This window comes from Streptomyces sp. NPDC059248, assembly GCF_042753905.1.
Taxonomy (GTDB): domain Bacteria; phylum Actinomycetota; class Actinomycetes; order Streptomycetales; family Streptomycetaceae; genus Streptomyces.
In genome coordinates this window covers 1-14,207 of record NZ_JBHYZV010000043.1, presented here as the reverse complement: position 1 = coordinate 14,207, position 14,207 = coordinate 1, and the positions used below count along the sequence as shown (strand labels likewise).

The following is a 14,207-nucleotide window of genomic DNA, read 5'->3' as shown; positions in this document are numbered from 1 at the left end:
TGACCACACAAGGGGCGGTGATGGTTGATAGGCGGATCACGATGGCCGAGTTGTGACCCGTCGACCTCTGGTTAGCTACGCGCGTTGACCCTAGGCTGCCGGGGCGGCCCAGCCGCCTTGTCGCGCCGTTCGAGGGGAATCCGAGGGAAAGATGTCAGCCACTCCACAGGAGCCGGGCCGCCAGAGCCCCGCCAGACCGAACCGGGACCGCAGCGGCCGCCGAAGCCGCCGGATCCTGGGCACCGTCGCCGGACTCGCCACCGTGGGCGCGCTGCTCGCCGCGATGCCCGCGGGCACGGCGGGCGCCCATGAGCGGGACCGGGACGAGAAGGACGGAAAGGGCGGCAAGGGCCACGGCCACAGCCGTACGGTCGACGTCCAGTTGCTGTCGTTCAACGACATCCACGGCAACCTCCAGCCCCCCTCGGGCTCCGGCGGCCGGGTGACCCACACCAACCCCGACGGCACCACCCGCACCATCGACGCGGGCGGTGTGGAGTATCTGGCCACCCATCTGCGGGAGGCCCGCAAGGGGGAGAAGTACTCGGTCACCGCCGCGGCCGGTGACCTGATCGGTGCCACCCCGATGCTCTCCGGGCTCTTCCACGACGAGCCCACCATCGAGGCGCTCAACGAGCTGGACCTCGACGTCTCCTCCGTCGGCAACCACGAGTTCGACGAGGGCGCCAAGGAGCTGGCCCGGATCCAGAACGGCGGCTGCCACCCCACGGCCGGCTGCTTCCAGCCCGGCAAGAAGTTCGAGGGCGCCGACTTCCCCTATCTGACCTCCAACGTGACCCATGAGAAGTCGGGCCGGCCGTTGCTGGACCCGTACTACATCTGGGAACACAAGGGTGTGAAGATCGGCTTCATCGGGGTCACCCTCGAAGGCACCCCCGACATCGTCAACGCCGAGGGCATCAAGGGCCTGAAGTTCGGCGACGAGATCGAGGCCATCAACAAGTACGCCAAGGTGCTGGAGCGCAAGGGCGTCAAGTCGATCGTCGCCCTGCTGCACGAGGGCGGCTTCCCGGCCTCCTCCTCGTACAACTACAACTGCGACAGCCCCGGCGCGGGCGACGGCATCTCCGGACCGATCGCCGACATCGCGAAGAAGGTCAGCCCGCAGGTCGACGCGCTGGTCACCGGGCACACCCACCAGGCGTACGCCTGCACCATCCCGGACCCGGCGGGCAAGCCCCGCACGGTGACGTCGGCGGCGTCCGCGGGGCGGCTCTACACCGAGACGACCCTCACCTACGACCGGCGGACCAAGGACATCGTCCGTACCTCGGTCGGCGCCACCAACCACGTCGTCACCCGGGACGTGCCCAAGGCCCCGGACATGACCCGCCTCATCGACCGCTGGAACGCGCTGGCCGCCCCGATCGCCAACCGGCCGGTCGCGCATATCGCGGCGGACATCGACAACCCGATGAACGCCGAAGAGCGCCCCCTGGGCAATCTGATCGCGGACGCCCAGCTCGCGGCCCTCTCCCCGGCCGACAAGGGCGGCGCCCAGCTCGCCCTGATGAACCCCGGCGGCATTCGCGCACCCCTGGTCCACCAGGCGTCCGGTGCCGAGGGCAACGGGGTGGTGACCTACGGCGAGGCGTTCACCGTCCAGCCGTTCACCAACATGATGAACGTGGTCGACCTGACCGGCGCCCAGCTGCTGACGGCCCTCCGCCAGCAGGTCAGCGGCTCCAACCAGGCCGCCCCGAAGATCCTCCAGGTGTCGAAGGGCTTCACCTACACCCTCGATCTGACGAAGGCGGGCGCGGACCGTATCGTCACCGACTCGGTCCGGCTGAACGGCGAGCCGATCGACCCGGCGAAGACCTACCGGGTCGCGATCAACGAGTTCCTGACCGGCGGCGGCGACGGCTTCGCGGTCTTCAAGGAGCACACCAACAAGCTGGTCGGCGCGTCCGACCTGGATGTCTTCATCGGCTATCTGGCGGCCAACTCCAGCCCGTCGGCGCCGCTGGCGCCCCCGGCGACGGGACGGATCACCGTCGTACGGTGACACATCGGCGACATCTGTGAACGTACGGCCCCGGGCACTCGCCCGGGGCCGTACGCACGCCGCCCCTCCATCACTTCTCCGGCGGGGTGTACACCACATGGATGTCCTGGTGGTCGGGGCGCCCCGCCAGCTCCGGCCAGTAGTAGAGCCCCCGGCACAGATGGTGCCCGCAACACCCCGGGTAGTCGTACGCGCCGCCGGTCACGGCCGCCGAAGGGCCGTCGCCCGCGACGGCGAAGAGCTGCGCTGCGGCCTGCCTGAACCCCGCCGTGGTGCCCGTCAGGAAGAGCGTCCCGGCGTGCAGCCGCTGATGGGGCGGGGTGTGCCGGGCCGTGGGCGACGGCACCCCGTAGGCGACCTCCGGGGTCCCGGAGGGCAGATCACCGAGCGGGAGCCGGGCGGTGCGCCGCTCGCGCGGGGCGTTCCCGGCGGCCTTCCGCGCCCTGATCTCCTTCCACCGCGACGGCCGGAACTGTACGGCCCGGTGCGCGAGGACGAGATCCAGCGGCTCCCCGTCCCCGTACTCGTTCCCGAACCCCGATGCCGCCGCCGCGGCGCGCAACGGCAGATGGACCAGGGACCGCGGGGACCGTGCGGCGAGCAGCCACAGGGCGCCGATCCGGCGGCCGGTCTCCCGGTCGAGACGGAGGTCGTAGGTGAACGGGGACCGGTACAGCGCGCCGTTGCGCAGTGGCGCGGCGGGGCTGATCACCCGGTACCGCTCGGCGCCCAGCCGCACCTGGTGGACCAGGATCTTCACACTCAGGTCGGCATGGGCCACGGTCCTGGACATGGCCATGTTCGGTACCTCTCCTCCCGGGTCGGCGGGTGCCCGTGATTGTGCCCGACCCGGGGGATCGGGTCACGGCGTCGGCGGCGGCGGCTCAGCGGCGCCCGGGAGGCGGACGACCGCGATCGTGCCGCCGCCGGACGCGGGCTCCAGCCGGATGTCGCCGCCCGCGGCCGTGACCGTACGGGCCACGATCGACAGACCGAGCCCGGAGCCGGGCAGCGCCCGCGCCGACGGGGAGCGCCAGAAACGTTCGAAGACGTACGGCAGTTCGTCCGCCGGGATACCCGGGCCGTGGTCGCGTACGGTCAGTGTCCCGTTCCGCAGCCCGACCTCGACCCCGGCGCCCGGCGGCGAGAACTTCACCGCGTTGTCCATGACATTGACCAGGGCGCGCTCCAGGGCCGCCGGATCCGCCCGGACGTACCAGGGCGAGAGGTCGGCGGTGAAGGCGAGTTCGGGGCCGCGCAGCCGGGCCCGGTCCAGGGCGGTGGCGGCGATCTCGTGGAGGGCGACGACCCGGAGCGGCCCGTCGTCGCCGTGCGACACATCGGGACGCGACAGCTCCTGGAGGTCGCCGATGAGCGCGGCCAGCTCCGTCATCTGCGCCTGCACGCTGGCGATCAGCGCCCGGCGGTCCTCGGGCGGGATCGCCCGCCCGGTCCGGTCGCTCCGCGCCAGCAGATCGATATTGGTCCGCAGCGATGTGAGCGGGGTGCGCAGCTCGTGCCCCGCGTCGGCGATCAGCCGCGCCTGCCGGTCCCGGGAGGAGGCGAGGGCCTCGGTCATCGCGTTGAAGGAGCGGGAGAGCCGGGCGATCTCGTCGTCGCCGTCGGCGGGGATGCGTACCGTCAGATCCTCGGTACGGGCCACATGCTCGACCGCGGCCGTCAGCCGGTCCACGGGCTGGAGCCCGGCCCGCGCGACCCAGAGCCCGGCCGCGCCCGCGCCCAGCACCCCGAGGCCCGCGAGCCCGGTGAGCAGCAGTGCCAGCCGGTTCAGGGACGCGTCGATCTCGTCGAGGGGGCGAGAGACGGAGACCGCGAAGTCGCCGGTGGGCAGCTTCATCGCGGTGGTGTGCGTCCGTACCTTCTGGCCGCTGTCCGTGACCCCGCTGTGCAGCGCGCTCTCCAGCCGCCCGTCGGCGACCCCGATGTCCAGCTTGGTGACCTTCACCGGCTGGCTGTAGTCGGTGACGCAGCGGGAGCCGTCCGGGGCGACGATCTGGGTGTATGCGAAGGACTCCTGGTCCTTGTCGACGGGGGCGGGCTCGTCGGTGAGCGCACAGGTCTTGAGGGCCTCGACCACGAGTTTCTGGGGGGCCCTGGTGTTCTCGAGGGACCGGTCGAGCTCGGCGTTGAGCTGGGCGCGGGTCAGCACCCAGGAGACGACGGCGACGGCCGCGACGGCGACCGCGACGGCGACGGCGACGAGGAGCGCGAGCCGGGAGCGCAGGGGGAGCCGGCGGAAGCGGTGGACCAGGCCGCCGGTGCCGTCGCGGCCTTCGCGGCCTTCGCGGCCGTTGCCGCGGTTGCCGCCGTTGCCGCCGGGGGGTGTGGCGGGTGGCGCGGTCGGCCTGGAGGGGACGACGGGGCCGGTCACCCCTCGCCCCCGGCGGACCGCAGGACGTATCCCACCCCGCGCACGGTGTGCACGATCCGGGGCTCGCCGCCCGCCTCCGTCTTGCGCCGCAGATACATCACATACACGTCGAGGGAGTTGGAGCTGGGCTCGAAGTCGAAGCCCCAGACCGACTTGAGGATCTGCTCCCGGGTCAGTACCTGGCGCGGATGCGTCAGCAGCAGCTCCAGCAGGGTGAACTCGGTACGCGTCAGTTCCACCGGGCGGTCCGCGCGGAGCACCTCGCGGGTGGCGGGGTTCATCGTCAGATCGCCGAACCGGAGGACGTCACCCGGCTCCCCGGGCGCGTCGGCGGCGGGCGGCGGCGCGGCGTAACCGCTGCGGCGCAGCAGGGCGCGGATCCGGGCGAACAGCTCGTCCAGCTCGAACGGCTTCACCAGATAGTCGTCGGCGCCCGCGTCGAGCCCGGTGACCCGGTCGCCCACGGTGTCCCGGGCGGTGAGCATCAGAATGGGCACGGTCGAGCCGCCCGCGCGGATCCGGCGGGCCGCGGTCAGCCCGTCCATCCGGGGCATCTGGATGTCGAGCACGATGAGATCCGGCCGGTACGCCTCCGTCTTCGCGAGCGCGTCGAGGCCGTCCGCGGCGACCTCGGTCCCGTAGCCCTCGAAGGCGAGGCTCCGCCGGAGGGCCTCGCGTACGGCGGGCTCGTCGTCGACGATCAGCACGCGGTCGGTGGCAGTGGCGGGGTCGGCGTCGGTGGCGCGGTCGCGGTCGCGGCTCTCGGTCATGCCGTCAGCCTCGCACGCGGCGCCGTACCACCCGGCTCCGGGCACGCCAGCGCCCCCGGGGGCCGCCGTTGTCGCGTCCGCCGCCGTACTTCCGGGCGCCGCCGTTGTCGGGGGCGGCCCCTCAGGCACCGGCGCGCAGCTCGGTGAGGGTGCTCTTCACCGTGTCGACGGGGATCGCGAACCCGAGCCCGACGCTGCCGGCGGCCGACCCGTTCGCGCCGCTCGGCGCGTACATCGCGGAGTTGATGCCGATGATCCGCCCGCTCATGTCGATGAGCGCGCCACCGGAGTTGCCGGGGTTCAGGGACGCGTCCGTCTGGAGCGCCTTGTACGTGGTCGTGGAGTCGCCGGTGTCGCCGTTGAACTGCTGCCCGCCGAACTCGAAGGGCCAGCCGCGGTCCGGCTGCCGGGGCTGCTCGGACTCCTTGGCGACGGTCACGTCCCGGTCGAGCGCCGAGACGATACCGCTGGTCACCGTGCCGGTCAGCCCCGAGGGCGAGCCGATGGCGACGACCTGGTCCCCGACCCGTACCGCGTCGGACTCGCCCAGCTGGGCCGCCTTGAGGCCGCTCGCGCCGCGCGCCTTCAGCAGCGCGAGGTCCTTGTCGGGCGCGGTGCCGACGACATCGGCGGTGTACGTCTTCCCGTCGTCGAGCCTGACCCTGACGGTGTCGGCGCCGCCGAGTACGTGGTTGTTGGTGACGATCTCCCCGTCGGCCGTGACGATCACGCCCGAGCCGGTCGACCGTCCGCCGCCGCCGTTCGCGGTGATCTCCACGATGCTGGGCTTCACGGCCTCGGCGACCCCGGAGACGCTTCCGGCGGACACGGAGGAGATCCCGGTCCCGGCGACCCCGCCGCCCCGCCCGCCCGCGGCCCGGTCGTCGGTCGCCCGGTCCAGGAGCGTCGCCGCGCCGCCGCCGACGGCCGCCGCGCCGATGGCCACGGCCACCATGAGCGCGACGGGCCGCCGGGCCCGGGGCCGCTGGTGCGACCGAGGGGGCTCGGGGGGCGCGGGGGGCCCGGACGGCGGCGGGGGCCAGGCGGCCGGGGGAACGTCGCTGCGGTAGTGGTCGGTCATGGCATCGACTGTGCCCACCGAGTCTGAGAAGGATCTGAGGGCGCGGTGAGAACGGGGGCAGAGTTCCGTAGGCCCGGTATAAAACCGCCGCCCGCCGCCGCCCCGGCCCAGTAGCCGCTGCCGTCAGACCGTGGCGCCGACCGGGGCCCCTTGTCCCGCTTGATGCGCTTGTTCCGCTTCTCCCGCTTGTTCCGCTTGTTCCGCCGCGCGGGCCAGTGCCCGGTGCTCGGTCGGACGGACCCCCATCGTCCGTTTGAAGGCGACGCTCAGCGCGTACGCGTTGGCGTAGCCGACCTGATGGGACACCGCGTCCACCGTCGCGTCGGTCGTGGCCAGCAGATCGGCCGCCCAGCAGATCCGCCAGTCGGTCAGATACGCCATCGGCGGCTGTCCGACGAGATCGGTGAACCGCCGGGCGAACCTGGCCCGGGACGCGCCGGCCTCCGCCGCCAGCGACGCCACGGTCCACGGCCGGGCCGGATCGCCGTGGATGAGCTTGAGCGCCCGCCCCACGACGGGATCGCCGTGCGCGCTGTACCAGGCCGGGGCATGCCCGCCGGGAAGGTCGAACCACTCGCGCAGCGTCGCGACGAGGAGCAGTTCCAGCAGCCGGTCGAGTACGGCCTGCTGGCCAGGGACGTCCCGCCCGATCTCGTGCTCGATCATGTCCAGGGCGGGACAGGTGGCCGCCGCCGCGGGCACCCGGGCGATCCGCGGCAGCGCGTCCAGCACGCGCCGCGAGACGCTGCCGCCGACGTGGTAGGCGCCCTTCAGCAGGACCGTCCACGGCCCTTCGGCGGGCGGCCCGTCGTCCCGGCGCGGTCCGCACATCGGCAGCTCGTCGTGGATCGGCACACCCTCCGGGCTCGTCCACCGCCGTGCGTCGCCGATCAGTGCCAGCGGGGCCGTATCGGGGGAGTCGGCGACGGTGTACGGCTCGGGGCCCACCACGATCGCCAGGTCGCCGTGGCGCAGGGGGACGGGCTCGCCGTCGTCGGGGACGATCCACGCGTCACCGCTGAGCATGGTGAGCAGGGTGACCGGGGCGCGCTCGACGAAGCGCAGCGACCACGGCGGGTTGAACACGGACTGGTCGAAGACGGCGCCCTGGGGGCGTACACCGTTCAGCAGGCTCGACAGCGCGTCATCCATGGCCGTCGATGGTACGGCTGTCGCGTCGTCTCGGCGCGGCCGGAAACGAGACGATCTGACATCGGAACGAGATGATCAGCCATCGCGCGTGCCGTCACGGGGCGGTGTACTTCCCGTATGACGACATCACATGACACCCCCGAGTCCCCTGAAGGCATCGAAGGCACGGGCACGGTCCTCGTCCTCGGCGGTACCGGCAAGACCGGCAGGCGGGTCGCCGACGTGCTCCGCCGGGGCGGCCGTACCGTCGCCGTCGCGTCCCGTTCGGCCTCCCCCGACCGTCCCGGCACGTCCGCTTCGACTGGTCCGACCGCTCGACGTGGGAGCCGGGTCTGGACGGCGCCGAAGCGGTGTACGTCGTGGACTCGCAGGGCCCCGAAGCCCCCGCGGAGGTCCGCGACTTCGCCGAGCTGGCGGCCCGCGGCGGCGTACGGCGACTGGTCCTGCTGTCGGCCCGGGTCTGGGGCGAACTGGACGTCCCCGGCGGTCTCGCCACCGAGGACGCGGTACGGGAGGTGGGCGCGGCGACCGGGCTCGGCTGGACGATCCTGCGGCCCACCTGGTTCTCGCAGAACTTCACCGAGCTGGACTTCTTCGTGGCGCCGCTGCGGGACGGCGAACTGCGGCTGCCCACGGGCGAAGGGCGGGAGGCCTTCGTCGACCTCGACGACCTCGCGGAGGTGGCCGCCGCCGCGCTCACGGAGGACGGCCACGAAGGGCGTACGTACGTCCTGTCCGGGCCGCGGTCCCTCAGCTTCGGCGACGCCGTCGCCGAACTCGCCGCGGCCTCGGGCCGGTCCCTGCGCTTCGTCCCCGTCACGGAGGACGAGTTCCGGACCGAGGCGACCGCCGCCGGCGGCGGGGAGCCGTCGGAGGGCGTCGAGTTCCTGATCGCCCTGTACCGCCATATCCGCGAGGAGGGCGGCGCGACCCCCGCGGACGGTGTCCGCGAGGCCCTGGGCCGGGAGCCGCGCGACTTCTCCGTCTACACGGCGTCCCAGACCCCTTGACCTGAACCTTTCTTGAGGTTGTCGAATGGTTTCCGGCGGCGACGATCACCGCCCGGAGACGATCCGGAACCGAAGGGAACGGTCATGAGCAACGAGGTCCTCGTCGTGGGAGCGCTGTCGCCGCGGATCCAGGAGGCGGTGTCCGCGGTCGTGAAGGCTCTGGAAGAGGCGTTCAACACCAAGGATCCGATCGCGCTGGGCGAGCAGTTCGCCACGGACGCGTCCTGGTCCAACGCCATGGGCACCCGGCTGGACGGCCGTGCGGCGATCACCGAGTTCAGCGCCCCGGCGCTGAAGGGCTTCCTCGCCGACTCCTTCGCCCGGTACGACATCACCAAGCTGCTGGAGGTCGCTCCCGGGGTCGTCGCCGTCAATGTGGTCCAGACCCCCACCGACGCCTCGGGCAACCCCGTCGAAGGCCCGTGGGGATCGACGCTCTACGTCATCGCCGAGCGCCCGGACGGCTGGAAGATCGTGGCAGGCCAGAACACGGCCGTGACGACTTCGGCGGCCTGACGGCTCCCGGCAGTCGCCGGTGGCGGCGGTAGTAGGACCAGGTCACCGCCGCCAGCAGGGGGCTCCAGAGGACCAGCGGCGCGTAGCAGGCGAGCATCACGGTGAGGGCCGTACCCGTCAGATGCCCGTCCGTCCTGGTGCCGATGGCCAGTTGGACGACGATCACCAGGGAGACCGCGGTGACCAGCGCGGTCGCCGAGACCGCCGCGAGCAGGATCGTACGGGGGCGGACCCTGCCGCCTCCCGGGCGCGGGATCCGGGCGCCCCAGGGCCTGACCAGGCCGGTCGTCAGCAGGGCCAGACACTCGGCGGCGAGGGAGAGACCGATGACGTACGCCACTCCCCAGCCGGGGATCCGGAACTCCTCCCGCAGGACCGCGTCCGAGTAGCCCACGGGGATCCCCACGGCGAGGGCGATCCGCCACAGCCCGGACGGCAGGGCCGCCAGGGGTACGACGTGGGCGGCGACGACCGCCCAGCGGGGCGGCGGGGGCGCGGTGGGAAGTCCGGAAGGCGTCATACGGCTCATCCTCCCGAGCGCCCCGGCCCCCGCCGTCGCCCCGCAGAACGGTCCGACTCCCCCACCCGGCGGACCCCCCGATCGTCTCCAAGGCCGAGGGCCCCGGTCCGCCGTTCGCAGGTGTGGGCAGGTCAAGGTTTTCAGGGGCGCGAGGAACTGCGCGAGCAACCACCCACCGGCCCGCGGGCCGAAGGACACCGGTGGACGCCGGACGGTCCGGCTCTTGGGCCCGGGCCGCACGGGCCCGGGGTCAGCCGCAGCCGCAGGAGCGGCGGATGACCAACCCGGAGGGGAACTGGCGGACCCGGTCGCGCCGGGACCCCGGCACGCGCAGGCCGTCGTCGAGCACCAGATCCACGGCGGCCCGGGCCATCGCCGGGCGGTCCGACGAGACCGTCGTCAGCGGCGGATCCGTCAGATGGGCTTCCTTGACGTCGTCGAAACCGGCGACCGCCAGCTCCCCGGGGACGTCGATACGGAGTTCGCGGGCGGCCCGCAGAACCCCGATCGCCTGGTCGTCCGTGGAGCAGAAGATCGCCGGCGGCCGGTCGGGGCCCGACAGCAGCTTCAGGGCGACCTGGTAGGCGTCGTACCGGTTGAACGGGGCCTGGAAGAGCCGGCCCTCCACCTCGCGGCCGGACTCCAGCATCGCCCGGCGCCAGCCCTCGACATGGTCCGTGACCGGGTCGCCGACGGGCGGCGTGGTGTCCGGGCCGCCGAGACAGGCGACATAGGGGTAGCCGTGCTCCAGCAGATGACGGGTGGCGAGCTGGGCGCCGCCGATGTCGTCGGTGACCACCGCGACGTCGTCGATCGCCTCGGGGCGCTCGTGCAGCAGGACGACCCGCGCCTCCCACGCCTCGATCTCCGCCGCCGCGCTCTCCGTGAGCCCCTGGCTGACCAGGATCAGACCGGAGACCCGCATCCCGAGGAACGCCCGCAGATAGTGGATCTCGCGTTCGCGGCGGTAGTCCGAGTTGCCGACCAGGACCATCTTCCCGCGCTCCGCCGCGGCCTGTTCGACCGCGTGCGCCATCTCCGCGAAGAACGGCTGCCGGGCGTCGGGGACCACCATTCCTATGAGGTCCGTACGACGGGAGGCCATCGCCTGGGCGACCCGGTCGGGCCGGTACCCCAGCTCCTTGATCGCGGCGAGAACCCGCTCGCGCGTGGCCGGTGCGACCGGCCTGGGTCCGTTGTTGATGACGTAGCTGACGACGGCGGTCGAAGTCCCCGCCAGTCGCGCAACGTCGTCCCGCGTCACCTTGGCCACGCGCCGCAGTCTACGCGTGGTGACCCCCTTCCAGGCAGGTCGTTCGCGTTATCTCACAGGGTGGAAGAAGTGGGGAAAGGAGGCGGAAGGGAGGCTTCCGAATGCCGCCGCGGTTACTCTCCGGTACCGGGCGGGGGTGCGGGGAGGAGCCCGCGCGCCGTCCGGATCGCCGTACGGGCGCTCATAAGCTCCTCCGCGCCCCCGGGCGCCGGTGCTACTCCGCCGTCGCGCTCGCGCGCACCGTCGCCGACGGCATCGGGCCCGGCGCGCGCTCCGGCTTCTTCGGCGCGCCCTCCGACGCCTTCTCGGGCGACTTCTCCGGGGTGACGAACCGGTATCCCACGTTCCGTACGGTCCCGATCAGCGACTCGTGCTCCGGGCCCAGCTTGGCCCGCAGCCGCCGTACGTGGACGTCGACCGTCCGCGTACCGCCGAAGTAGTCGTAGCCCCACACCTCCTGGAGGAGCTGGGCCCGGGTGAAGACCCGGCCCGGGTGCTGGGCCAGATACTTCAGCAGCTCGAACTCCTTGAAGGTCAGATCGAGGACCCGTCCCTTGAGCTTCGCGCTGTACGTCGCCTCGTCCACCGACAGATCACCGTTGCGGATCTCCATGGGGGAGTCGTCGATCCCGATCTGACGGCGGCCGGTCGCCAGCCGCAGCCGGGCCTCGACCTCCGCCGGACCCGCCGTGTCGAGGAGGACGTCGTCCACCCCCCAGTCCGCCGTGACCGCCGCCAGGCCGCCCTCGGTGACCACCAGGATCAGCGGGCTGCCGAGACCGGTGGAGCGCAGAAGCTGGCAGAGCGACCGCACCTGCGGCAGATCGCGCCGTCCGTCGACGAGGATCACATCCGCGCCCGGGGTGTCCACCAGCGCCGGTCCCTCGGCCGGGGCCACCCGCACGTTGTGCAGCAGCAGCCCGAGTGCGGGCAGGACCTCCGCGGACGGCTGGAGGGCGTTCGTGAGCAGCAGCAAGGAACTCATCGCCGCTCACCCGCTTCCTCGTCCGTCCCGTTCTTACAGCTGTCGTGCACGGTTCGCTCGCCCATGTCGTCGGTTCCTCCTCGGTCCCTGCGAGGACGTGGTTCGTGCTGCTCCGGCGGCCCCGCCGGTTCACCTGCCTGTAACAACAGGCCGGAAACGCAAAAGGACCCGGGGGCTGCGTCGCCCGGATCCTCATTCCCAGGAGAATAGCCCACATGCGTCCCGAGCCAGAGGGCCGATCTCACCCGTCGGATGTCGGCCCCGTCACGTCCGGGGTCCGGCGCGCCCTGCTCCGAACCTCCGATGGTGTCCGCATTGAGGCGATTTATCAACCGCGTCGCCGGCCGGATCCGGAGCGTGAGGGTCCGGGCGGTGGTCGGCGCGATGGGCCGATCGGGCGAGGGGAGGGGCCCGGCGGCGAACCGTCCCGTACGCCCGCGATCGTCGTCGCCCACGGCTTCACCGGCTCCGCCGACCGGCCCGCCGTCCGCCGGGTGGCCAGCGCGTTTGCCGCCCACGCGGCCGTTGTGACCTTCTCCTTCCGGGGGCACGGCCGGTCCGGCGGCCGGTCCACGGTCGGCGACCGGGAGGTGCTCGATGTCGCCGCCGCCGTCGAGTGGGCCCGCGCCCTGGGCCACTCCCGGGTCGCCACCGCCGGCTTCTCGATGGGCGGCTCGGTCGTGCTCCGGCACGCGGCCCTCTACTCCGCCGTGCGCGGGGGGCGCATGGAGGCACGAACGGACGCGGTGGCCGCCGTGAGTGCTCCCGCGCGCTGGCACTATCGGGGTACGCCTCCTATGCGCCGCGTGCACTGGGTGATCTCGCGCCCCCTCGGCCGGTCCTTCGGCCGGTACGGACTGCGGACCCGTATCCACGACCGGGAGTGGGATCCCGTCCCCCTCTCCCCGGTCGAGGCGGTCCCGCTGATCGCCCCCACCCCGCTGCTGATCGTGCACGGCGACCGCGACCCGTACTTCCCCGTCGACCACCCCCGGATGCTCGCCGCCGCCGGCCCGTCCGAGCTGTGGCTGGAGCCGGGCATGGGCCATGCCGAGAACGCCGCGCCCGACGCCCTGCTGGAGCGCCTCGGGGTCTGGCTGGCCGACCGTGCGGCCCCCGCCGATGGCTCATGATGGAGGACCGCGCAACGCGGGACACGAGACGCAGGACGGAACGGGACGGACGAGGGGAGCGCCACATGCCCGCGGGGACCATCCGCTACTGGGCGGCGGCCAGGGCCGCGGCCGGGGTCGCGGAGGAGCCGTACGCGGCCGGGACGCTGGCCGGCGCGCTGGACGCGGTGCGCGAACGCCACCCCGGTGAGCTGACCCGGGTACTGAAGGGCTGCTCGTTCCTCGTCGACGGCGACCCCGTCGGCACACGTGACCATGAGACCGTACGGCTTGCGGAGGGCGGCACGGTCGAGGTGCTGCCGCCGTTCGCAGGAGGGTGATCCGGACAGCATGAGCAGCGATCAGCACTATCCGTACGACCCGTACCGGCGACGCGAGGAGCGGCCCGAACCGGAGGAGGGCCTCCCCGGCACGTACCCGCACGGCGGGCACGGCGGACCGCCGCCCCCGTCGTACGGCTATCCGCAGCCGGCGCAGCCGCAGCAGGCCGCACAGACCTGGCAGGGCGACACCTGGGACACCCAGTACCAGCCGAGCCTGCCCCCGTCCCCCGGTCCGTCCCCCGGTCCGACCCCTGGTCCGGCCGTCGCGTCCGCCGAGGAGACGGCGTACCTTCCGCCGGTCCCGGGCGGCGGACCCACGGGCCCGGGATACGGCGGATACGGCCCCGGCCCCGGTGCCGTCTCCGGCCATCCCGGCCACCCAGGCCATCCCGGTCACGATGCCGCGGAGACGGCCTATCTGCCGCCCGTACCGCCCGCCGCGTCGCCGCCGTCGTACGGCTATCCGCCGCAGGTGTCGTCGGCGGCTGAGGAGACGGCCTATCTCCCGCCCGTGCCGGGCGGCCCGGGGAACGGACCCGGCTTCGGCGCGCCGGTGTCGGCGGCGGAGGAGACCGCGTATCTGCCGCCGGTCCCGGGCGGCGGCTTCGGCGCGCCCGCCGCGCCCGTGTCGGCAGCCGAGGAGACGGCCTACCTGCCGCCCGTGCCGGGCGGTCCGGGGAATGCTCCGGGCTTTGGTGGTCCCGCCGCTCCCGTGTCGGCGGCTGAGGAGACGGCCTACCTTCCGCCCGTGACCGGTGGCGGCGGTCCGGGGCCGTACGGCCCTGGGAACCCGCCCGGCCCGCTGCCCGGCGGCCTGCCCGGCGGCGGGCCCGAGAGCCGGGCCCCGTACCAGCAGCCCGGGAACCAGCCCCGTACCGCCGCGCCCTACGCGGCTCCGGCGGCTCCGGCGGCCGAGCAGACGGCGCTGCTGCGACCCGTCTCCGCCGGCCGGCCGGGACGGGGGGCGCACCGGCTGCCGCCCGACGCGCCCGCCGGGCCCCTCCCGCCCGCGGCACCGCCCGG

Annotated in this window: 13 protein-coding genes and 1 pseudogene; 6 read left to right on the top strand and 8 right to left on the bottom strand. The window is 73.2% G+C overall.

Annotated features, from left to right (window positions below; translation table 11 throughout):
* The first annotated feature begins 151 nt into the window (after positions 1 to 151).
* Positions 152 to 2,029 (top strand): bifunctional metallophosphatase/5'-nucleotidase, encoded by a 1,878-nt coding sequence (locus tag ACFXG1_RS19630; RefSeq protein WP_384743797.1) that lies wholly within the window; start codon positions 152 to 154, stop codon positions 2,027 to 2,029.
* Between the two features lie 70 nt (positions 2,030 to 2,099).
* Here ACFXG1_RS19630 and ACFXG1_RS19625 read toward each other — a convergent pair whose 3' ends face one another.
* The 5 genes from ACFXG1_RS19625 to ACFXG1_RS19605 form a co-directional block, all read right to left on the bottom strand.
* A complete protein-coding gene (locus ACFXG1_RS19625) occupies positions 2,100 to 2,828 on the bottom strand; it encodes a hypothetical protein (RefSeq protein ID WP_384743795.1) in 729 nt (242 codons plus the stop codon).
* Positions 2,829 to 2,891: 63 nt separating this feature from the next.
* The gene (locus tag ACFXG1_RS19620) at positions 2,892 to 4,301 is read right to left on the bottom strand and encodes a sensor histidine kinase (RefSeq protein ID WP_384743830.1); all 1,410 of its coding nucleotides are present in this window, start codon (positions 4,299 to 4,301) and stop codon (positions 2,892 to 2,894) included.
* A gap of 116 nt (positions 4,302 to 4,417) precedes the next feature.
* Positions 4,418 to 5,191, bottom strand: a complete 774-nt coding sequence (locus ACFXG1_RS19615) for a response regulator transcription factor (RefSeq protein ID WP_384710912.1) — start codon at positions 5,189 to 5,191, stop codon at positions 4,418 to 4,420.
* Between the two features lie 121 nt (positions 5,192 to 5,312).
* On the bottom strand, positions 5,313 to 6,272 hold the full coding sequence (locus ACFXG1_RS19610; RefSeq protein ID WP_384710917.1) for a S1C family serine protease: 960 nt from the start codon (positions 6,270 to 6,272) through the stop codon (positions 5,313 to 5,315).
* A 123-nt stretch (positions 6,273 to 6,395) separates the two neighbouring features.
* Positions 6,396 to 7,424 carry an AraC family transcriptional regulator gene (locus ACFXG1_RS19605; protein ID WP_384710920.1) on the bottom strand — a complete coding sequence of 343 codons (1,029 nt, stop codon included), beginning with the start codon at positions 7,422 to 7,424 and terminating at the stop codon, positions 6,396 to 6,398.
* Between the two features lie 350 nt (positions 7,425 to 7,774).
* Here ACFXG1_RS19605 and ACFXG1_RS19600 point away from each other — a divergent pair, with 350 nt between their 5' ends.
* Together ACFXG1_RS19600 and ACFXG1_RS19595 are read left to right on the top strand one after the other, a co-directional pair.
* Positions 7,775 to 8,434 (top strand): NmrA-like protein, encoded by a 660-nt coding sequence (locus tag ACFXG1_RS19600; protein ID WP_384710923.1) that lies wholly within the window; start codon positions 7,775 to 7,777, stop codon positions 8,432 to 8,434.
* A gap of 84 nt (positions 8,435 to 8,518) precedes the next feature.
* Positions 8,519 to 8,950 carry an SgcJ/EcaC family oxidoreductase gene (locus ACFXG1_RS19595; protein ID WP_384710926.1) on the top strand — a complete coding sequence of 144 codons (432 nt, stop codon included), beginning with the start codon at positions 8,519 to 8,521 and terminating at the stop codon, positions 8,948 to 8,950.
* On the opposite strand, the gene ACFXG1_RS19590 is transcribed toward ACFXG1_RS19595, so the two are convergent.
* The 3 genes from ACFXG1_RS19590 to ACFXG1_RS19580 all read right to left on the bottom strand — a co-directional run bounded on the left by ACFXG1_RS19590 (position 8,877) and on the right by ACFXG1_RS19580 (position 11,728).
* Positions 8,877 to 9,470 carry a hypothetical protein gene (locus ACFXG1_RS19590; protein ID WP_384710929.1) on the bottom strand — a complete coding sequence of 198 codons (594 nt, stop codon included), beginning with the start codon at positions 9,468 to 9,470 and terminating at the stop codon, positions 8,877 to 8,879. The two genes, ACFXG1_RS19595 and ACFXG1_RS19590, sit on opposite strands and share 74 nt — an antisense overlap.
* A gap of 250 nt (positions 9,471 to 9,720) precedes the next feature.
* Positions 9,721 to 10,743, bottom strand: coding sequence for a LacI family DNA-binding transcriptional regulator (locus ACFXG1_RS19585; RefSeq protein WP_384710932.1), 1,023 nt, complete (start codon positions 10,741 to 10,743; stop codon positions 9,721 to 9,723).
* Positions 10,744 to 10,957: 214 nt separating this feature from the next.
* A complete protein-coding gene (locus tag ACFXG1_RS19580) occupies positions 10,958 to 11,728 on the bottom strand; it encodes a winged-helix domain-containing protein (RefSeq protein WP_384710935.1) in 771 nt (256 codons plus the stop codon).
* A 215-nt stretch (positions 11,729 to 11,943) separates the two neighbouring features.
* Between ACFXG1_RS19580 and ACFXG1_RS19575 the strand changes: the two genes are divergently transcribed.
* The 3 genes and pseudogenes from ACFXG1_RS19575 to ACFXG1_RS19565 all read left to right on the top strand — a co-directional run.
* Positions 11,944 to 12,861 (top strand): alpha/beta hydrolase, encoded by a 918-nt coding sequence (locus ACFXG1_RS19575; RefSeq protein WP_384710938.1) that lies wholly within the window; start codon positions 11,944 to 11,946, stop codon positions 12,859 to 12,861.
* 65 nt (positions 12,862 to 12,926) lie between these two features.
* Complete coding sequence (locus ACFXG1_RS19570; RefSeq protein ID WP_384710941.1) at positions 12,927 to 13,181, top strand: MoaD/ThiS family protein; 255 nt, start codon at positions 12,927 to 12,929, stop codon at positions 13,179 to 13,181.
* Positions 13,182 to 13,191: 10 nt separating this feature from the next.
* Positions 13,192 to 14,207 (top strand): annotated as a pseudogene (locus tag ACFXG1_RS19565) (hypothetical protein); the annotation flags it as partial.